General features: G+C 61.9%; 12 protein-coding genes. 7 read left to right on the plus strand and 5 right to left on the minus strand.

Annotated features, from left to right (window positions below; translation table 11 throughout):
* Positions 1-147: 147 nt before the first annotated feature.
* Complete coding sequence (locus NKF25_RS10650; RefSeq protein ID WP_253226652.1) at positions 148-1,179, minus strand: PhzF family phenazine biosynthesis protein; 1,032 nt, start codon at positions 1,177-1,179, stop codon at positions 148-150.
* A 138-nt stretch (positions 1,180-1,317) separates the two neighbouring features.
* On the opposite strand from NKF25_RS10650, the gene NKF25_RS10655 reads away from it, so the two are divergent.
* From NKF25_RS10655 to mtnP, 6 genes are all read left to right on the plus strand, one after another.
* Positions 1,318-2,040: a phosphoglycerol geranylgeranyltransferase gene (locus NKF25_RS10655; protein WP_253226653.1), complete on the plus strand. Its 723-nt coding sequence runs from the start codon at positions 1,318-1,320 to the stop codon at positions 2,038-2,040.
* 173 nt (positions 2,041-2,213) lie between these two features.
* Positions 2,214-3,173 (plus strand): ABC transporter ATP-binding protein, encoded by a 960-nt coding sequence (locus tag NKF25_RS10660; RefSeq protein WP_253226654.1) that lies wholly within the window; start codon positions 2,214-2,216, stop codon positions 3,171-3,173.
* Positions 3,166-3,969, plus strand: a complete 804-nt coding sequence (locus NKF25_RS10665; RefSeq protein ID WP_253226655.1) for an ABC transporter permease subunit — start codon at positions 3,166-3,168, stop codon at positions 3,967-3,969. Before NKF25_RS10660 ends, NKF25_RS10665 begins: the two co-directional genes overlap by 8 nt.
* Positions 3,966-4,580, plus strand: coding sequence for a TetR family transcriptional regulator (locus NKF25_RS10670; protein ID WP_253226656.1), 615 nt, complete (start codon positions 3,966-3,968; stop codon positions 4,578-4,580). The genes NKF25_RS10665 and NKF25_RS10670 overlap by 4 nt, the downstream gene beginning before the upstream one ends.
* Positions 4,581-4,651: 71 nt before the next feature.
* Positions 4,652-5,950 carry an aspartate--tRNA(Asn) ligase gene (aspS, locus tag NKF25_RS10675; RefSeq protein WP_253226657.1) on the plus strand — a complete coding sequence of 433 codons (1,299 nt, stop codon included), beginning with the start codon at positions 4,652-4,654 and terminating at the stop codon, positions 5,948-5,950.
* A 261-nt stretch (positions 5,951-6,211) separates the two neighbouring features.
* Positions 6,212-7,063, plus strand: coding sequence for an S-methyl-5'-thioadenosine phosphorylase (gene mtnP / locus NKF25_RS10680; RefSeq protein ID WP_253226658.1), 852 nt, complete (start codon positions 6,212-6,214; stop codon positions 7,061-7,063).
* Positions 7,064-7,108: 45 nt separating this feature from the next.
* On the opposite strand, the gene NKF25_RS10685 is transcribed toward mtnP, so the two are convergent.
* Both NKF25_RS10685 and NKF25_RS10690 read right to left on the minus strand, forming a co-directional pair.
* Positions 7,109-7,432: a hypothetical protein gene (locus NKF25_RS10685; RefSeq protein ID WP_253226659.1), complete on the minus strand. Its 324-nt coding sequence runs from the start codon at positions 7,430-7,432 to the stop codon at positions 7,109-7,111.
* A 183-nt stretch (positions 7,433-7,615) separates the two neighbouring features.
* Positions 7,616-9,049 (minus strand): sugar porter family MFS transporter, encoded by a 1,434-nt coding sequence (locus NKF25_RS10690; RefSeq protein WP_253226660.1) that lies wholly within the window; start codon positions 9,047-9,049, stop codon positions 7,616-7,618.
* A 191-nt stretch (positions 9,050-9,240) separates the two neighbouring features.
* Between NKF25_RS10690 and NKF25_RS10695 the strand changes: the two genes are divergently transcribed.
* Positions 9,241-10,311, plus strand: a complete 1,071-nt coding sequence (locus tag NKF25_RS10695) for an alanine--glyoxylate aminotransferase family protein (RefSeq protein ID WP_253226661.1) — start codon at positions 9,241-9,243, stop codon at positions 10,309-10,311.
* 11 nt (positions 10,312-10,322) lie between these two features.
* Here NKF25_RS10695 and NKF25_RS10700 read toward each other — a convergent pair whose 3' ends face one another.
* Positions 10,323-11,294: a ScpA family protein gene (locus NKF25_RS10700; RefSeq protein WP_253226662.1), complete on the minus strand. Its 972-nt coding sequence runs from the start codon at positions 11,292-11,294 to the stop codon at positions 10,323-10,325.
* Entirely contained in the window at positions 11,287-14,865 is a 3,579-nt protein-coding gene (gene smc, locus NKF25_RS10705; RefSeq protein ID WP_253226663.1) for a chromosome segregation protein SMC, read from the minus strand. The genes NKF25_RS10700 and smc overlap by 8 nt, the downstream gene beginning before the upstream one ends.
* Positions 14,866-14,886 lie beyond the last annotated feature (21 nt).

Consider the following 14,886-nt stretch of genomic DNA (forward strand, 5'->3'; position numbering starts at 1 on the left):
ATTAGCTCGCATAATTTACCGACATCCTCACGACGACTGACGACGCCACGCGTCCTGTCGTAGTCGACGAGCCCGACATCCGCCAGTTTCGGCAGGTGGTGATGATACAGCGAGGATTCGATGGACTCACGTTTTCAAGATCGGTCGTTACGCCTCGATGATATCGTCGTCCTCGGCGTCCGGAACGACCAAATCACCGTCCAGTGCCGTCGCCGCCCGCCCGCCGACCCGCACCGCTTCGTCGTCAACCCGCACGCGCACGTAGCCCGGCCGGTCCACGAAGTGGCCCTGTTCCAATCGCAGTTCGTCGGGGAATCCGTCGGATTTCTCGTTCCCGTTCTCCTTCCCGTCCCCGCTTTCGTTCCCGTTCTCCTTCCCGTCCCCGCTTTCGTTCTCGTTCTCCTTCCCGTCCCCGCTTTCGTTCTCGTTCTCCTCCCCGTCCTCGTCCTCGAACGCACCGAACGCCCGCAGATACGCGCCGACCGACCCGCTCGCCGTTCCGGTGACGGGGTCCTCCGGAATCCCGACGGCAGGGGCGAACATCCGTCCGTGGAGCGTCGATTCCGCCTCGACGGCGTCGAAGGTGAGGACGTAGATTCCCATGGCCCCGACTTCCTCGCCGATTTCTACGAGGGCATCCATGTCGGGGTCCGCACTGCCGACGTGTGAGAGGAAGTTGACCGGGACCACGAGAACCGGGAAACCGGTCGAGGAGACCGCCAGCGGGAGGTCTTCGCCCACGTCGCGGAGCGCCGCCGGGTCGATACCCAGCGCGTCGCCCAGTCGGTCGTACTCCAGGTCGACGCTCTCGACTTCGGGGTCGTCTTGGGTCATCCAGACCGTGCCATCGTCCGTTACGTCGATGTCCAACACGCCGACGTTCGTCTCCAGCGTGTGCGTCCCCGGTTCGATATCCCCCGCTTCGAACAGGTGGACGTGCGATGCGATGGTCGCGTGTCCACAGAGGTCGACTTCCGTCGTCGGCGTGAAGTACCGGACCCGACGGTCGGCCTCCTCGCTTTCGACGAAAAACGCCGTCTCGCTGACGGACAGTTCTCGGGCGATGGCTTGCATCTGGTCGGCCGATAAGTCGTCCGCCGCCGGAACCACCCCGGCCGCGTTTCCGGACAGCGGTTCGTCCGTAAACGCATCCACCAGCAAGGTTCGACAGGTGTGCATGTTCTGTCAGTGGGGACGGGGTGCTGTTTAAGCCTCGGGTCATCACCCTCTCGGTTCTCGATTACGGTCGCAGGTAGCTAGTCAGACACGAAATGTCGTTCCGAAGCTGTTTTAGCCGGGAGTTCTGAAAGGCATCCTATGACTGCGCCTTGGGACGACTGGAACCATATAACCAAGCTCGACCCCGACAAGAGCCTCGCGGGCGACGATACGTTTGCCGACGTGTGTGCGACCGGTACCGACGCGCTTGAGATCGGTGGAACGCTCGATATCACGGCGGAGAAGATGCAACGAGTCATCGACGCCTGTTCCGAGTACGACGTGCCGCTCTATCAGGAACCGAGCAACCCTGCCGTCGTCGTGGACAGCGATGCGCTGGACGGCTACCTCGTTCCGACCGTGCTGAACACGCGGGACGTCGCGTGGATCGCCGGACTGCACAAGGAGTGGGTTCGGATGTCGGAGATCGATTGGTCCAAAACCCACACCGAGGGATACATCATACTGAACCCGGAGGCGAGCGTCGCCCAGTACACCGATGCGAACTGCGACCAAACGCCCGAAGACGTGGCGGCCTACGCCGAACTCGCCGAACGAATGCTCGGCCAACAGATAATCTACATCGAGTGTTCCGGTATGTTCGGCGACCCGGAGACCGTGAGGATGGCACAGGAAGCGTTGGACGAGGCGACGCTGTTCTACGGCGGCGGCATTCACGACTACGAATCGGCGAACACGATGGCCCAATACGCCGATACGGTCGTCGTCGGCGACCTCGTTCACGACCAGGGTGCGGACGCGGTCCGCGAGACGGTCAAGGGCGCACGGGACGCCAAAAAGGCGCGCGCGGAATCGGCGTAAGCCGGAATCTATCGGCAGTAGTTTTTCCTCCAACTGGTTCGAATCGATCGTGAGCTATTGGCTAGCCTAGTTGCCGTTTATCGTTCCGAGAGCAACTGGGACAACAAAATCCCCCGCTCAAAAATATGTGAAGCAAATATTCATATATTCATAGTTCCAATATGCAGGGGACTATGACCGCACTCGAAACAACTGGGTTGACGAAATACTACGGCGAGACGCGGGGAATCGAAGACCTCTCGCTCGCCGTGACTGAGGGCGAAGTGTTCGGCTACCTCGGGCCGAACGGGGCCGGGAAGACGACGACGATTCGAACGCTCCTCGGACTCATCGCCCCGACCGGCGGGGACGCGACCGTACTGGGGTACGACGTTCGGGACGAGCGCGCGCTCATCGAGGCGAAGCGGCACATCGGCTACCTTCCAAGCGACCCGGGATTCGACGAGGACGCGACCGGAACCGAATTCCTCGACTATCAGGCGTCGCTGAAGGGCGACGACCGACGGGAGGAGTTACTCGAACTGTTCGACGCGCCGGTCGAGCGGAAGATCGAGGAGTTCTCGCGAGGGAACAAACAGAAACTCGCCATCGTCTCGGCGTTCATGCACGACCCCGACCTGGTCATCATGGACGAACCGACCTCGGGTCTCGACCCGCTGATGCAGGAGCGGTTTTACGACTTCCTCGACGACGAACAGGAGCGAGGTGTAACGATCTTCTTCTCCAGTCACGTCCTGAGCGAGGTTCGGAAGGTGTGTGACCGCGTCGGCATCATCCGCGACGGGAAACTCGTGACGACCGAGGACGTGGAGACGCTGCTCGACAGGAGCGGGAAACGCGTGCGGATGCGAACGTCGGACCCGATCGACCGCGAGGATTTCGACATCGACGGCGTCCACGACCTCACCCTCGACGGTGCGGTGCAGTTCACCTTCACCGGCGAGTACGACACCCTGCTCGACCACCTTTCGCGGTACCACATCGTGGACGTCGATATCGAGGAAGCGCCGCTCGACGAGGTGTTCATGCGGTTCTACGGCGACGAGATTGCTGGAAGCGAGCACGAAGATGGGGTAACTACCGACGTGGCGGACGACGTTCCCGTCAGCGACGGAGGTAAAAGCCATGTTTGAAATCACGCGCTACGAATCCTCGCGGCGGGTCAAGGGGACGATCGCACTGGCGGTCCTGATGAGCCTGATGGCGGTGCTGTACGCCGCCCTCTTCCCGTCCATCAAATCCTCCGGCGCGAGCATCGATACCTACTGGAACAACCTGCCACCCGCGATGAAGGCGGCGTTCGGTGCGAGCGGCGGCGGGTTCTCGTTGACGACGATGTCGGGATTCCTCGCCATCGAGATGTACCAGTTCTTCTGGCTGCTCCTGCTCGGCATCTACGTCGCGTACATCGCCGGAAACCTCATCGCTGGCGACGTGGAACGCGACCGAATGGACATCCTGCTCGCCACGCCGATTTCGCGCTCGAAGGTGCTGGTCGAGAAGTTCCTCTCCATCGTGCCGGTCATACTCGTCCTCAACGTCGTCGTCGGCGTGGTCGTGTACGCGAGCGTCGTCGCCATCGGCGAGTCGGTGTCGCTCGCCGATTTGGCCGTGGTTCACCTGCTCTCGATTCCGTACCTGCTCGCGTGCGGCGCGATCGGACTGCTCCTCTCCGTGCTGTTCGACCGCGCGGACATCGCCCAGCGAGGAGGACTCGGTGCCGTGTTCGTCCTGTTCCTGCTCAATTCGGTGGGCGAGTCGGCGGACATGGGCTGGATCGGTGCCCTCAGCCCGATGCACTACTACGACCCGACGGCGATCCTGGTCTCCGGGAACTACGACTGGGCGGGCGCTGGAATCCTGCTCGTCGGCACCGCCGCACTGGTGCTCGTCAGCCGCGCGGTCTTCCAGCGGAGGGACATCGCGTGAAAGGGTTCAGCGACACCGAACGCGACCGAATTCGAGAGGAGTTGCTGGAGACGGGGGCCGAACTGTTCGCACAGTACGGCCTACAGAAGACGACCATCGCGGACCTCACCGGCCCGGTCGGCATCGCCAACGGCACGTTCTACCAGTTCTTCGACTCCAAGGAGCGACTGTATCTCGAAGTTCTACAACGGGAGGGGGACGTGGTGGCCGACGAAATCGTCGCCAACTCGTTCGAAGTCGAAGACGACCCCGAATCAGCGATTCGGCGCTTCATGACACTGCTCGCCGAGGAGATGGAGGAGAACCCGCTGTTCATGCAGTTGGTCGCTGGCGACGAGTTAGATAGAGTGATACGAGCGATAGACGAGTTCTCGGAGGAGGAGATGGAATCGTTGCGCGGGGAGTCGTTTGCACACATGCTTCCGTACATCGAAACGTGGCAATCGGAGGGTCGTCTCCGAGAAGGTGACCCGTTCGTTATCGGCGGCATGTTCGGAATGGTGGAGTACCTGACCATGTACCGCGAACAGATCGGGGAGGAGTACTACCCCGCCATGCGCGACATGCTCATCGAGACGATCGCCGCCGGGTTGACGTGCACGACGGACTAACACGTCCGAATCGGACGCTTCCGTGAAGCGAAACGAACGCGTTTAAGCCCGTCCCGGGTGAATTGCGGCGTATGCAGAACCGAACCTACACCGCTGATGCCGAACCCGGCGACACCGTCACGGTGGCTGGCTGGGTTCACGAGATCCGCGATCTCGGTGGAATCGCGTTCCTCATCGTCCGCGACACGACGGGGAAGATCCAGGTCAAGTTCGAGAAAGAGGACATGGACGAGGACCTCGTCGAGACCGGCCTCGGCGTCAACCGCGAGAGCGTCGTGAAGATCACGGGCGACGTGAAGGAGGAACCCCGCGCGCCGACGGACGTCGAAATCGTCCCGACGGACGTGGCAGTCATCGCGGAAGCGGAACCCGAACTCCCGCTCGACCCCAGCGGCAAGGTCGACGCCGACCTCTCGACTCGTCTCGACAACCGAACGCTCGACGCGCGCAAGCCCGAGGTTGAAGCCGTCTTCAAGATCCGCGGCGAGGTGCTCCGTGCCGTGCGCGAGAAGTTCAGCGAACTCGGTTGTAGCGAAATCAACACGCCGAAAATCGTGGCGACGGGGACGGAAGGCGGAACGGAGCTGTTCCCCATCACCTACTTCGGCGAGGAAGCGTTCATGAACCAGTCGCCCCAGCTGTTCAAACAGCTCATGGTCGGCTCCGGACTGGAGCGCGTGTTCGAAATCGGCCCCATCTTCCGCGCCGAGGAACACAACACGCCCCGACACCTGAACGAGGCGACCAGCATCGACTTCGAGAGCGCCTTCTACGACCACCACGAAGCGATGGACGCCTGTGAAGCGGTCGTCAAGGCCGCCTACGAGGGCGTCGCCGAGAACTGCGGGGACGAACTCGACGCGCTCGACATCGAGTTCGAAGTCCCCGAAGGCGAGTTCCCGCGACTCACCTACGAGGAGGCCATCGAGCGAATCAACGCCACGGGGGCGCTAGACGAGATGCTCGTCTGGGGCGACGACCTCCCGACCGAGGGTGAGAAGGCGCTCGGCGAGGACGTCGGCAGCCACTACTTCATCACCGACTGGCCCAGCGAGATCAAGCCGTTCTACATCATGGACCAGGACGAGGACGACGAGCTTTCGACCGGTTTCGACATGATGCACCCGCGCATGGAACTGGTTTCGGGCGGGCAGCGTGAACACCGCTACGACCGCCTCGTCGAAGGGTTCGAACAGCAGGGCCTCGACCCCGAAGCGTTCGACTACTACACGAAGATGTTCAAATACGGCATGCCCCCGCACGCCGGGTGGGGCCTCGGCGGCGAGCGCCTCGTCATGACCATGCTCGATCTGGACAACATTCGTGAGGCCGTTCTCTTCCCGCGAGACCGCCAACGTCTGAGCCCATAGGCGAAGACGGTGCGAGATCGAGCGGATTTTTCTTCGTTTTCGTTGCGAGAATAGAGCGACCGTCGTCGTTTGCTGGGGGACGAACTTGGTGTTGTGATTTCAGTCAGTACGAAGAAGGCCCGACCGCGTTGGTAATTGAATAGATGAACAACGATTCAACTATCTGTCGCTCGAAATCGAGTCCACGAACCCCAAAACCAGCCAGTCGTGGCGTAACACGAACCCGTGTCGTTTAGGTGCGTACCGCGACGAGTACCGGTCATGATTGGCTTCATCGGCGGAAGCGGAATTTACGACGCACTGCCCCTCGAAAACACGCGGGAAGAGGAAGTGACGACCCCCTTCGGCGAACCGAGCGCGCCGGTCACCATCGGCGAAATCGCCGGGAAGGAAGTCGCGTTCCTGCCGCGACACGGCCCGAAACACCAGAAGACGCCGACGGAAGCGCCGTACCGGGCGAACATCTACGCGCTGAAGGAGTTGGGCGTGGAGCGGATCCTGGCGAGCAACGCCGTCGGGAGCCTCCGCGAGGAACTGCCGCCCCAGACGCTCGTGATTCCTGATCAGATCTTCGACCGCACGAAACACCGAACGCCGACGTTCTTCGGCGACGGCATGGTCGTCCACATGCCATTCGCCGACCCGTACTGCCCGCACATGGTCTCGCACCTCTCGGACGCGAGCGCCGAGGCGACGGACGCGGACCACCACTCCGGCGGCACGTACGTCTGTATCGAAGGCCCGCAGTACTCGACGCGCGCCGAGAGCGAGTTCTACCGCGCACAGGGCTTCGAGATCATCGGCATGACGGCGATTCCGGAGGCGAAACTCGCCCGCGAGGCCGAGATGTGTTACGCGACAGTGGCGGGCGTCACGGACTACGACGTGTGGAAGGAGGACAGCGAAGTCACGCTGGAGGAAGTGCTCGACAACGCCGCGAAGAACGAGGACGCCATCAAGGAGGTCGTCGAACACGCGATTCGGTCGATGCCGGACGAGCGCGAGTGTGACTGTGCCCACGCGCTCGAAGGCACGGTCAACACCCCGACGGAAGCGATTCCGGAAGAAACGCGGGAAGAAGTCGATCTGCTGGCGGGACAGTATCTCGACTGAGTCGGTCAGGTCGGTTCCCAGTCCCGTTCAGTCCAGTCAGTTCAGTCAGTTCAGTTCGGGTTCCCGTTCCTCGTTCCGATTTTGCTGACTGGAGAATTTCGCCTCGGAAGTCTCGTCGAGACAGGACGAACAGTAGTCGTTTTCTCCCCCGTCGATCGTCCAGAGCGGAACGCCGAACAGCACCGCCTGTTTCGTGTACGTCCGTCGCTGTCCGGTCTCGACGGTCGAATCACAGACGCTACAGTCGGTCCCTTCGTCCACCGGTTCCGTGTCCACTCGACGTTCGATACCGACCGTAGAGCGCGGATACTGGACGAGATTCGAATCGAGCACGAAAAATATGAGGGTGAAATAGAGTCCCAGCAGCACCAGGTTTGGGACCGGCCAATCCATCCCGAAAAAGAGGTATGCCAGCAGTATGGGGACGCCGATTTTTCTCACGGCCCGGCGGATACGGGCAACCAGCGTCGAAGGGGAGACATCCCGTGAAAATGAGTTGTGCTGACAGTTAATCGTTCACATGATCCGACACGAGTTCGGAGCCGATGAGCCTCAATCGGCGTTCTCGGCCGTTTCCCCGCTCGCGTCGGCGTACTTCCCGCTCGTGCCGCCGCGCAGATCGGCTTCGATCTCTTCGAGCGAGCGGCCCTTCGTCTCCGGAACCTTCCAGTAGACGAACAGCAGGGAGAACAGGCTCAAGACGGCGTACAGCCCGAACGTCCCCGTCTGTCCGATGCCGCCGAACTCGACACCGGAGAACGTCCCGCCGTTGATGAGCGTGAGGAACGTCAGCGAGACGAGGAGGTTCGCGGCCCAGTTGGCGACGGTGACGACGCCCATGGCCGATCCACGGACTTGAAGCGGGTAGATTTCGGAGATGAGCAACCAGAACACCGGTCCCATTCCGATGGCGAAAAAGCCGACGTAGAACATGAGGCTTCCCACGGCGGCCCAGCCGACGACACCCGACAGGCCGGGGAGGAAGAACACGGCGCTCAACCCGCCGAGCGCGAGCACCATTCCGGTCAGTCCGACGAGCAGGAGCGGACGACGGCCGACGCGGTCGACGAGGAGCACCGCACAGATCGTCGCGCCGACGTTGACCAGCCCGACGCCGACGGTGGCGAGCAGGGATGCGGACGCCCCGAATCCGGTCGACTTGAAGATGGTCGGCGCGTAGTAGATGACGGTGTTGATACCGGTCACTTGCTGAAGGACGGCGAGACCGACGCCCACGATGAGCGCTGGACGAATCCAGGATTCGAGCAGGGTCGAGGCGTCGTTCTCTTCGACCTGAGCCGTCTCCTCTATGTTCTCGATTTCCTCCTCGATACGATCCTCCGAACGTGTTCGTGAGAGGACCGACCGGGCTTCGTCCAGACGTCCGTTCTCGACCAACCAACGCGGACTCTCCGGCATGAAGAGCATCCCGAGCGCGAGCGCCGCCGCCGGAACGACGCCGGACCCGAGCATCCAGCGCCAACCGCCCGGTCCCTTGAAAACGTAGTTGACGAGATACGCGAGCAGGATACCGGACGTCACCGCGAGTTGGTTGAGCGAGACCAGCGACCCACGGATTTTCGGCGGCGCGATTTCGGAGTTGTAGAGCGGTCCGACCATCGATGCGACCCCGATAGCGAACCCGACCACGAGACGCCCGACCACGAGCGCTGGCACGTTGGGTGCGAACGCCATCACGACCGATCCGACGAAGAACACGCACGCTCCGGCGACCATGAGCCGTCGTCGTCCCAATCGGTCCGCCAACCGCCCACCGGCGGCCGCTCCGACTATCGCGCCGACGAGCGTGGCGCTGACGATGATTTCCTGCATGAGATGGGTGAGACCGAAACTGTTGTCGATGTACAACAGCGCTCCCGAGATGACGCCCGTATCGAAGCCGAACAACAACCCGTTCAGCGCCGCGATCGCGGCGGTTATGTAGATAAATCGATTCGTTCCGGTATCTTTAGTAGCGTTTTCCAAGACGAGTGCCTCCTGTCTGGATGTCCCTGACGAATAACTACATTCTTTTTGCTTACGAGTGAGAGGTTAGATAATAATTATAAACATCGTTAATTCTGTTCGGGAGGTGAATATTGTCGCACATCTGCATAACCGGACGCCGGTCCGTGAAACGGGAACGGTTTATCCGACCGCGAACGCAGAGGAACCATATGGACGAGAACACGCTCACAATGACGCCGGGTCCGACTGCGGTCCCCGAGGACGTTCGGGAAGCGATGGCGAAACCGGCGATGAACCCCGACGTAAATCCCGAGTTCGCGTCGTACTACGAAACCCTCCTCGACAAACTGGCGCGCGTGTACGGCACGGACGACGACATGGTCGTCCTCGGCGGCGAAGGAATCCTCGGTCTGGAAACCGCCGTCGAGTCACTGGTCGCGCCGGGTGACGACGTGCTCTGTCTCGCCAACGGCCTGTACGGCGACGGCTTCGCCGATTTCGTCGAGATGGCCGGTGGCAACCCGGTCGTCCACGATATCGACTACACCGAGGCGTTCGATCCCGACCACGTCGCCGAACTCGTCGAATCCGGCGAGTTCGCCACCGCGACGATGGTGCACTGCGAGACGCCGACCGGCCTGCTGAACGATTTCGACGAAATTCTCCAAACGCTCCAAGATGCGGGCGTCCTCACCATCGTCGATGCCGTCTCGTCGCTCGGCGGGACGGCTGTCCCGGTCGAGAACATCGACGTCTGTCTCGGCGCGTCCCAGAAGTGTTTCAGTTCACCGCCCGGCCTGACCACCATGTCGGTCAGCGACGCCGCGTGGGAGAAAGTCGAGGCGACTGAACAGGACGGTTTCTACACCAGTTTGGCTCCGTGGCAGGACGCGGATTTCTCGTTCCTCCCGTACACCCATCTCGTCTCGAACCTCTACGCGCTGGAGGCGTCGCTCGACCGAATTCTGGACGAGGGCAGGGAGAACGTCTTCGCGCGGCACGAATCCGCGGCCGACCTGTGCCGGAAACGGGGCGAGGAACTCGGACTCTCCCCCTTCCCCGGTTCCGAGTCCTTGTGCTCGCCCACCGTCACCGCCTTCGAAATCGAGGGGCAGGCGACGGACGTACAGCGACAGTTGTACGACGACCACGATATCCTCGTGACGACCGGACTCGGAGACCTGGAGGACGACATCCTCCGCGTCGGGCACATGGGCTACAACGCGACGGAGACGAACGTCGAAACGACGATGGACGCGCTCGAATCCGTGCTCGATTGAGCGAGCACCGATCAATCAGCTAGCAGTTCCGGCGGTTCTTCATCCTCGGCATCGCGGGCGTCCTGCACCCAGAGGTCGCCGAACAGGTCGTCCTGGTCGAGCATGAGCGTCCCACGGTGGGCCAAAAACAGCAGGGCGAGATACGTCATCACGCGCGTCGAACCGACCATCTCTATTTCCGCGTACAGCACTTCCGTCCGTCCCGCTTCGTACTGGTCGAACAGCGCCTCCCGCACGTCCTCGATGACCGTCTCGATGTGCTCGTCGTGGGTCGTCCCCGTCACCTCCGACTCCGTCGGTTCGTCGTCGAACCGCATGTCGTCGCCCGAGTGGTAATCGAGGGTTTGGGTTCCCCGCCGGAAGCCCTGCGGCGAATCGCTGGTGTCGTACGTCCGTGATTCCTTCCACCACGACCCGCGTTCGTGCTCGCGCAGGTCGCGCACGAGTTCGTCCAGCGTCTCCGGCGTTCCGCGGGCACTCTTCCGGTCGAGACGACGCTCCATCTCGTCTTCGAGCGACGCGATGGGGTCGAAACCGTCCGACTCGTCCATCGCCATCGGCGCTTCCCACGGTTCCAGTTCCTCCTCCTCGGGTTCGTCGTCCGCGAGGAGCGCGTCGCTCTTCATCCGCAGGAGCACGCTGGCGTAAAACAGCGCCCGGCCGGACGTTCGGAGGTCCGTCCCGTCCAACCGTGCGAGGAACTTGTCGGTCACGTCCACGATGTCGATGTCCCACGGTTCGATTTCGCCCTCCTCCGCCAATTGAACGAGGAGTTCGACCGGTTCGACTTCGTCGTCATCGAAGTCACTGGGGTCGTCGGGTTTCAGGTCCGAAAGCATCCCCGACTCGTCCCGCTCCCGGTCCTCGTGACCGGTGATGTTCAGCGGGATGTCGTCGTTTTCGTTTCGATTCTCCTCCGGAGAATCGCCGCTCACGGCGTTGCCATTCGCGTCTGGAGATTCCTCTGGAATCTCCTCAGTCATCCGCAGGCACCTCCTGCTCCCCGTCCAACCGAATACCCGTCACGCTGCTCACGTTGTCGCCCTGCATCGTCACCCCGATTGCGCGCTCCGAACGGTCGAGCATCGCGGAGCGATGCGAGACCACGACGAACTGGGCGTCGCCCGCGAGTTCGTCCACCATCTCGCCCACGCGTTCGGCGTTCACGGCGTCGAGGAAGGCGTCCACCTCGTCCAGCGCGTAGAACGGCGCGGGGTTGTAGCGTTGGATGGCGAAGATGAACGCCAGCGCGGTCAACGACTTCTCCCCGCCGCTCATCGCGTCGAGACGCTGGACGGGTTTGTCGGCCGGTTGTGCCTTCATCGTCAGGCCGCCGTCGAACGGGTCGTCCTCGTCTTCGAGGAACAGTTCGCCCGACCCGGCCGACAGGCGCGTGAAGATGTCTTGGAAGTGTTCGTCGATGGCGTCGAACGCCTCCATAAACGTCTCCTTCTTCTGGGCTTCGTAGGAGTCGATGCGCTCCCGGATGCCGTCCCGCTCCTCCACCAGCGTTGCCTTGCGCTCCTTGAGGTCGTCCAACTCGTCGTCGACTTCGTCGTACTCGTCGATGGCGAGCATGTTGACGGGTTCGAGCGCCTCCATCGCCCGGGTGAGTCGGTCGATGTTCTCCTGCACCTCGTCGTGATCCGGCACGTCCTCGGGGTCGTACTCGCCGACCTCCTCACGGAGTTCGGCGACCTCCTCTTCGAGGCGATTTGCGCTTCGTTGGAGGCTTTCGAGGCGGTTCTCGACGGCTTCGACCTTCGACTGCTGTGAGTCGCGCTCGGACTTCGCCTCCTGCAGTTCCTCCTTCTGCTCGGCGCGCTCCTCCTTGAGTTCGGAGAGTTCCTCTTCGAGTTCGGAGACCGCTTCGCGCTTCGCTTCGAGGGTTTCTTCTTTCTCCTCGATGTCCGCTTCGAATTCCGCGATGCGCTCTTCCTGCTCTGCCTTGCGATTCTGCGCGGATTCCACGTCGTCGTGGAGGTCGTCGATGGCGTCCTCAGCGTACTGTTTTTCGAGTTGCAGTTCGTTGAGTTTGCCGTCGAGCGAATCCATCCGGTCGGAAAGCGAATCGATTTCGGCCTGTACCTCGTCGGCCTGGCTGGTCAACTCCGGAATCTGCGAATCCGCGAGTTCGCTCTCCAACTCCGAGATGTCGTCCTCGATGTCCGCGATGGTCTCGTCGTGAGCGGTCACCTCGGCGTCGAGTTCCTCCATACGCGCGGTTACGTCCTCGCGTTCCTCCTGTAGGTCATCGATCTCCGACTGGAGCGAACCGATGCGCTCCTCGATGGATTCGAGTTCGGATTCCTTCTGCTCGATGTCGTTCTCGATGGTTCGGACCTGGTCGGTTGCGTCCGTCTGCCGGTCGCGGGCGTCGTCCAACCGCTCTTCGACGTCGTTGATCGAACTCCGGATGGACTGGCGTTCGTCCTCCAACTCGTTGATTTTCCGTGCCACGCGCTCGATCTTCCCCTTTCCGGAGGCCGAAAAGGAGTACCGCGACCCGCTGGTCGAACCGCCTGTCATCGCCCCGCTCTTCTCCACGAGTTCGCCCGAGAGCGTGACGAGGCGGAAGTCGCCCATCAGGTCGCGGGCCGTCTCCATGTCCTCCACGACGAGCGTGTCGCCGACGACGTAGGAGAACACCGACGCGTACTGCGAATCGAAGTCGATGAGGTTGTACGCGAAATCGACCACCCCTGGCGTGTTCGGCACGGATGGAAGACGGCGCTTGTTCATCTTCGAAATCGGCAGGAACGTCGCCCGTCCGGCGTTTCGCTGTTTCAGGTACTCGATACAGCGCTGCCCGACGCTGTCGTCGTCGACGACGACCTGCGCCAGTCGGCCACCGGCGGCCGTCTCACACGCCGTCGCGTACTGCTGGTCCACGCTGCCGAGTTGGGCCACCGCCCCGTGAACGCCGTCCTGCCCGCTGTTCAGAATCGTGGAGACGGCGCGGCCGAACGAGGAATCACCGCTCTCGTTCGCCCGTGCGTCGAGTTTCGCGTACTCCTGCTGTTTCGACTGGATTTTCCCCTCGACCGAATCCAAATCCGACTGGAGTTCGGACTTTTCGTCCTTGAGGTCCGACACCACGTCCTCTATCTGCCCGGCGTTCCGTTCGGCCTTCGTCAGTTCGTCGGCCAAATCGCCGAGTTCGGTTTCGAGTTGGGGGATTCGGTCGCGCGCTTCGGCGAGTTCGTTCTGTTTCTCGTTGACCGCGTCGGAACGCCGTCGCGCCTCGTCTAGTAATCGATCCTTCTCGCGCTGGCGCTCGTTCTTCTCGCTCTTCTCGGCTTCGAGCGCGTCCTTCTTCTCGGCGAGGTCGGCTTTCACCTCGTCGTACTCGGTGTCGACGTTCTCGATCTCCTCCTCGATCTCGGCGAGTTTCGACTCCTTCGTGCCGATCTCACCCTTGACCGAGGCCTTCTCGATTTTGATGTCGCGGATGTCGCCGTTCAGTTCGTCGACCGTCTCCTGCTTGCGGTCGATCTCCACGAACGCCTGTCGTCTTCGGCTTTCCGCATCCGAAATCTTCTCCTCGGCCGTCTCGGTTTTGTCTTCGAGGCGGGAGATATCGCCTTTGACCTCCTCGATCTCGCTCTTGATGGCGAGTTGTTCGTCCTCGCCCTTGCGCTCGATCTCGGCGTTGAGTTCCTCCAACTTGTCTTCCAGTCGAACGACTTTGCCCTGCTTTTCGTCCAAATCGCGCTGGAGGGTGACGAGTTCCTCCTTTCGGGAGTCGATGTCCGCGCGAGTGGCGTCCAAATCCGACTGCTTCTCCTCCAACTCGGCGGCCTTCAGATAGCCCTCGTACTCCTCTTTTTCCTCCCGAAGCCCCTGATATTCGAGCGCCGTCTCGCGCTCGTCGCGCAGTTGGTCGAGGCGGTCCTCCTTCTCCTCGATCCTGAGTTCGGCCTCCTCGACGCGGTCCTTGACCACTTCGAGTTCCTCCAAGGCGGCGTCCCGTTTCGCGTCGAACTCCGCCACTCCGGCGATTTCGTCGATGATTTCGCGCCGCTCGTACGGCGTCATGTTGATGATGCCGGTCACGTCGCCCTGCATGACGACGTTGTACCCCTCCGGCGTCACGCCCGCTTGCGCGAGCAAATCCTGAATGTCCGAGAGGTTGACCGAGCGACCGTTCAGATAGTAGTACGAATAGTAGTTGTCCTCGGTCTGCTTGACCCGCCGCTTGATGGTGATTTCGTCTACGTCACCGACGTTGTCGGTTCCGGCGGCGTTGACGACCTGTGCCCGGTCGAGGGTTCCGTCGGAGTTGTCGAGAATCACTTCGACCGAGGCTTCGAGCGGTCCGTTGCTCGTCCCCTCGTCTCCATCGTGGCCGGGATTGTAAATGAGGTCGGTCAGTTTCTCGGCGCGGATACCCCGCGTTCGGGCCAACCCGAGCGCGAAGAGCACGCTGTCGATGATGTTACTCTTGCCGGAGCCGTTCGGGCCGGTAACCACGGTGAAATCCTCGTAAAACGGGATTTCGGTCTTCCGGCCGAAGCTCTTGAACTTGTCGAGGACGAGCGTCTTGATGTGCATGGATTGCTCGTGGGGGGGAGC

It is taken from the genome of Haladaptatus sp. AB643 (assembly GCF_024136975.1).
Classification (GTDB): domain Archaea; phylum Halobacteriota; class Halobacteria; order Halobacteriales; family Haladaptataceae; genus Haladaptatus.

Excerpts from the sequence above, each read along its gene's own strand:
- NKF25_RS10665 (WP_253226655.1), top strand. The coding sequence starts at position 3,166 with ATGTTTGAAATCACGCGCTACGAATCCTCGCGGCGGGTCAAGGGGACG.
- smc (WP_253226663.1), bottom strand. The coding sequence starts at position 14,865 with ATGCACATCAAGACGCTCGTCCTCGACAAGTTCAAGAGCTTCGGCCGG.
- NKF25_RS10695 (WP_253226661.1), top strand. The coding sequence starts at position 9,241 with ATGGACGAGAACACGCTCACAATGACGCCGGGTCCGACTGCGGTCCCC.
- mtnP (WP_253226658.1), top strand. The coding sequence starts at position 6,212 with ATGATTGGCTTCATCGGCGGAAGCGGAATTTACGACGCACTGCCCCTC.
- NKF25_RS10655 (WP_253226653.1), top strand. The coding sequence starts at position 1,318 with ATGACTGCGCCTTGGGACGACTGGAACCATATAACCAAGCTCGACCCC.
- NKF25_RS10660 (WP_253226654.1), top strand. The coding sequence starts at position 2,214 with ATGACCGCACTCGAAACAACTGGGTTGACGAAATACTACGGCGAGACG.
- aspS (WP_253226657.1), top strand. The coding sequence starts at position 4,652 with ATGCAGAACCGAACCTACACCGCTGATGCCGAACCCGGCGACACCGTC.
- NKF25_RS10650 (WP_253226652.1), bottom strand. The coding sequence starts at position 1,179 with ATGCACACCTGTCGAACCTTGCTGGTGGATGCGTTTACGGACGAACCG.
- NKF25_RS10700 (WP_253226662.1), bottom strand. The coding sequence starts at position 11,294 with ATGACTGAGGAGATTCCAGAGGAATCTCCAGACGCGAATGGCAACGCC.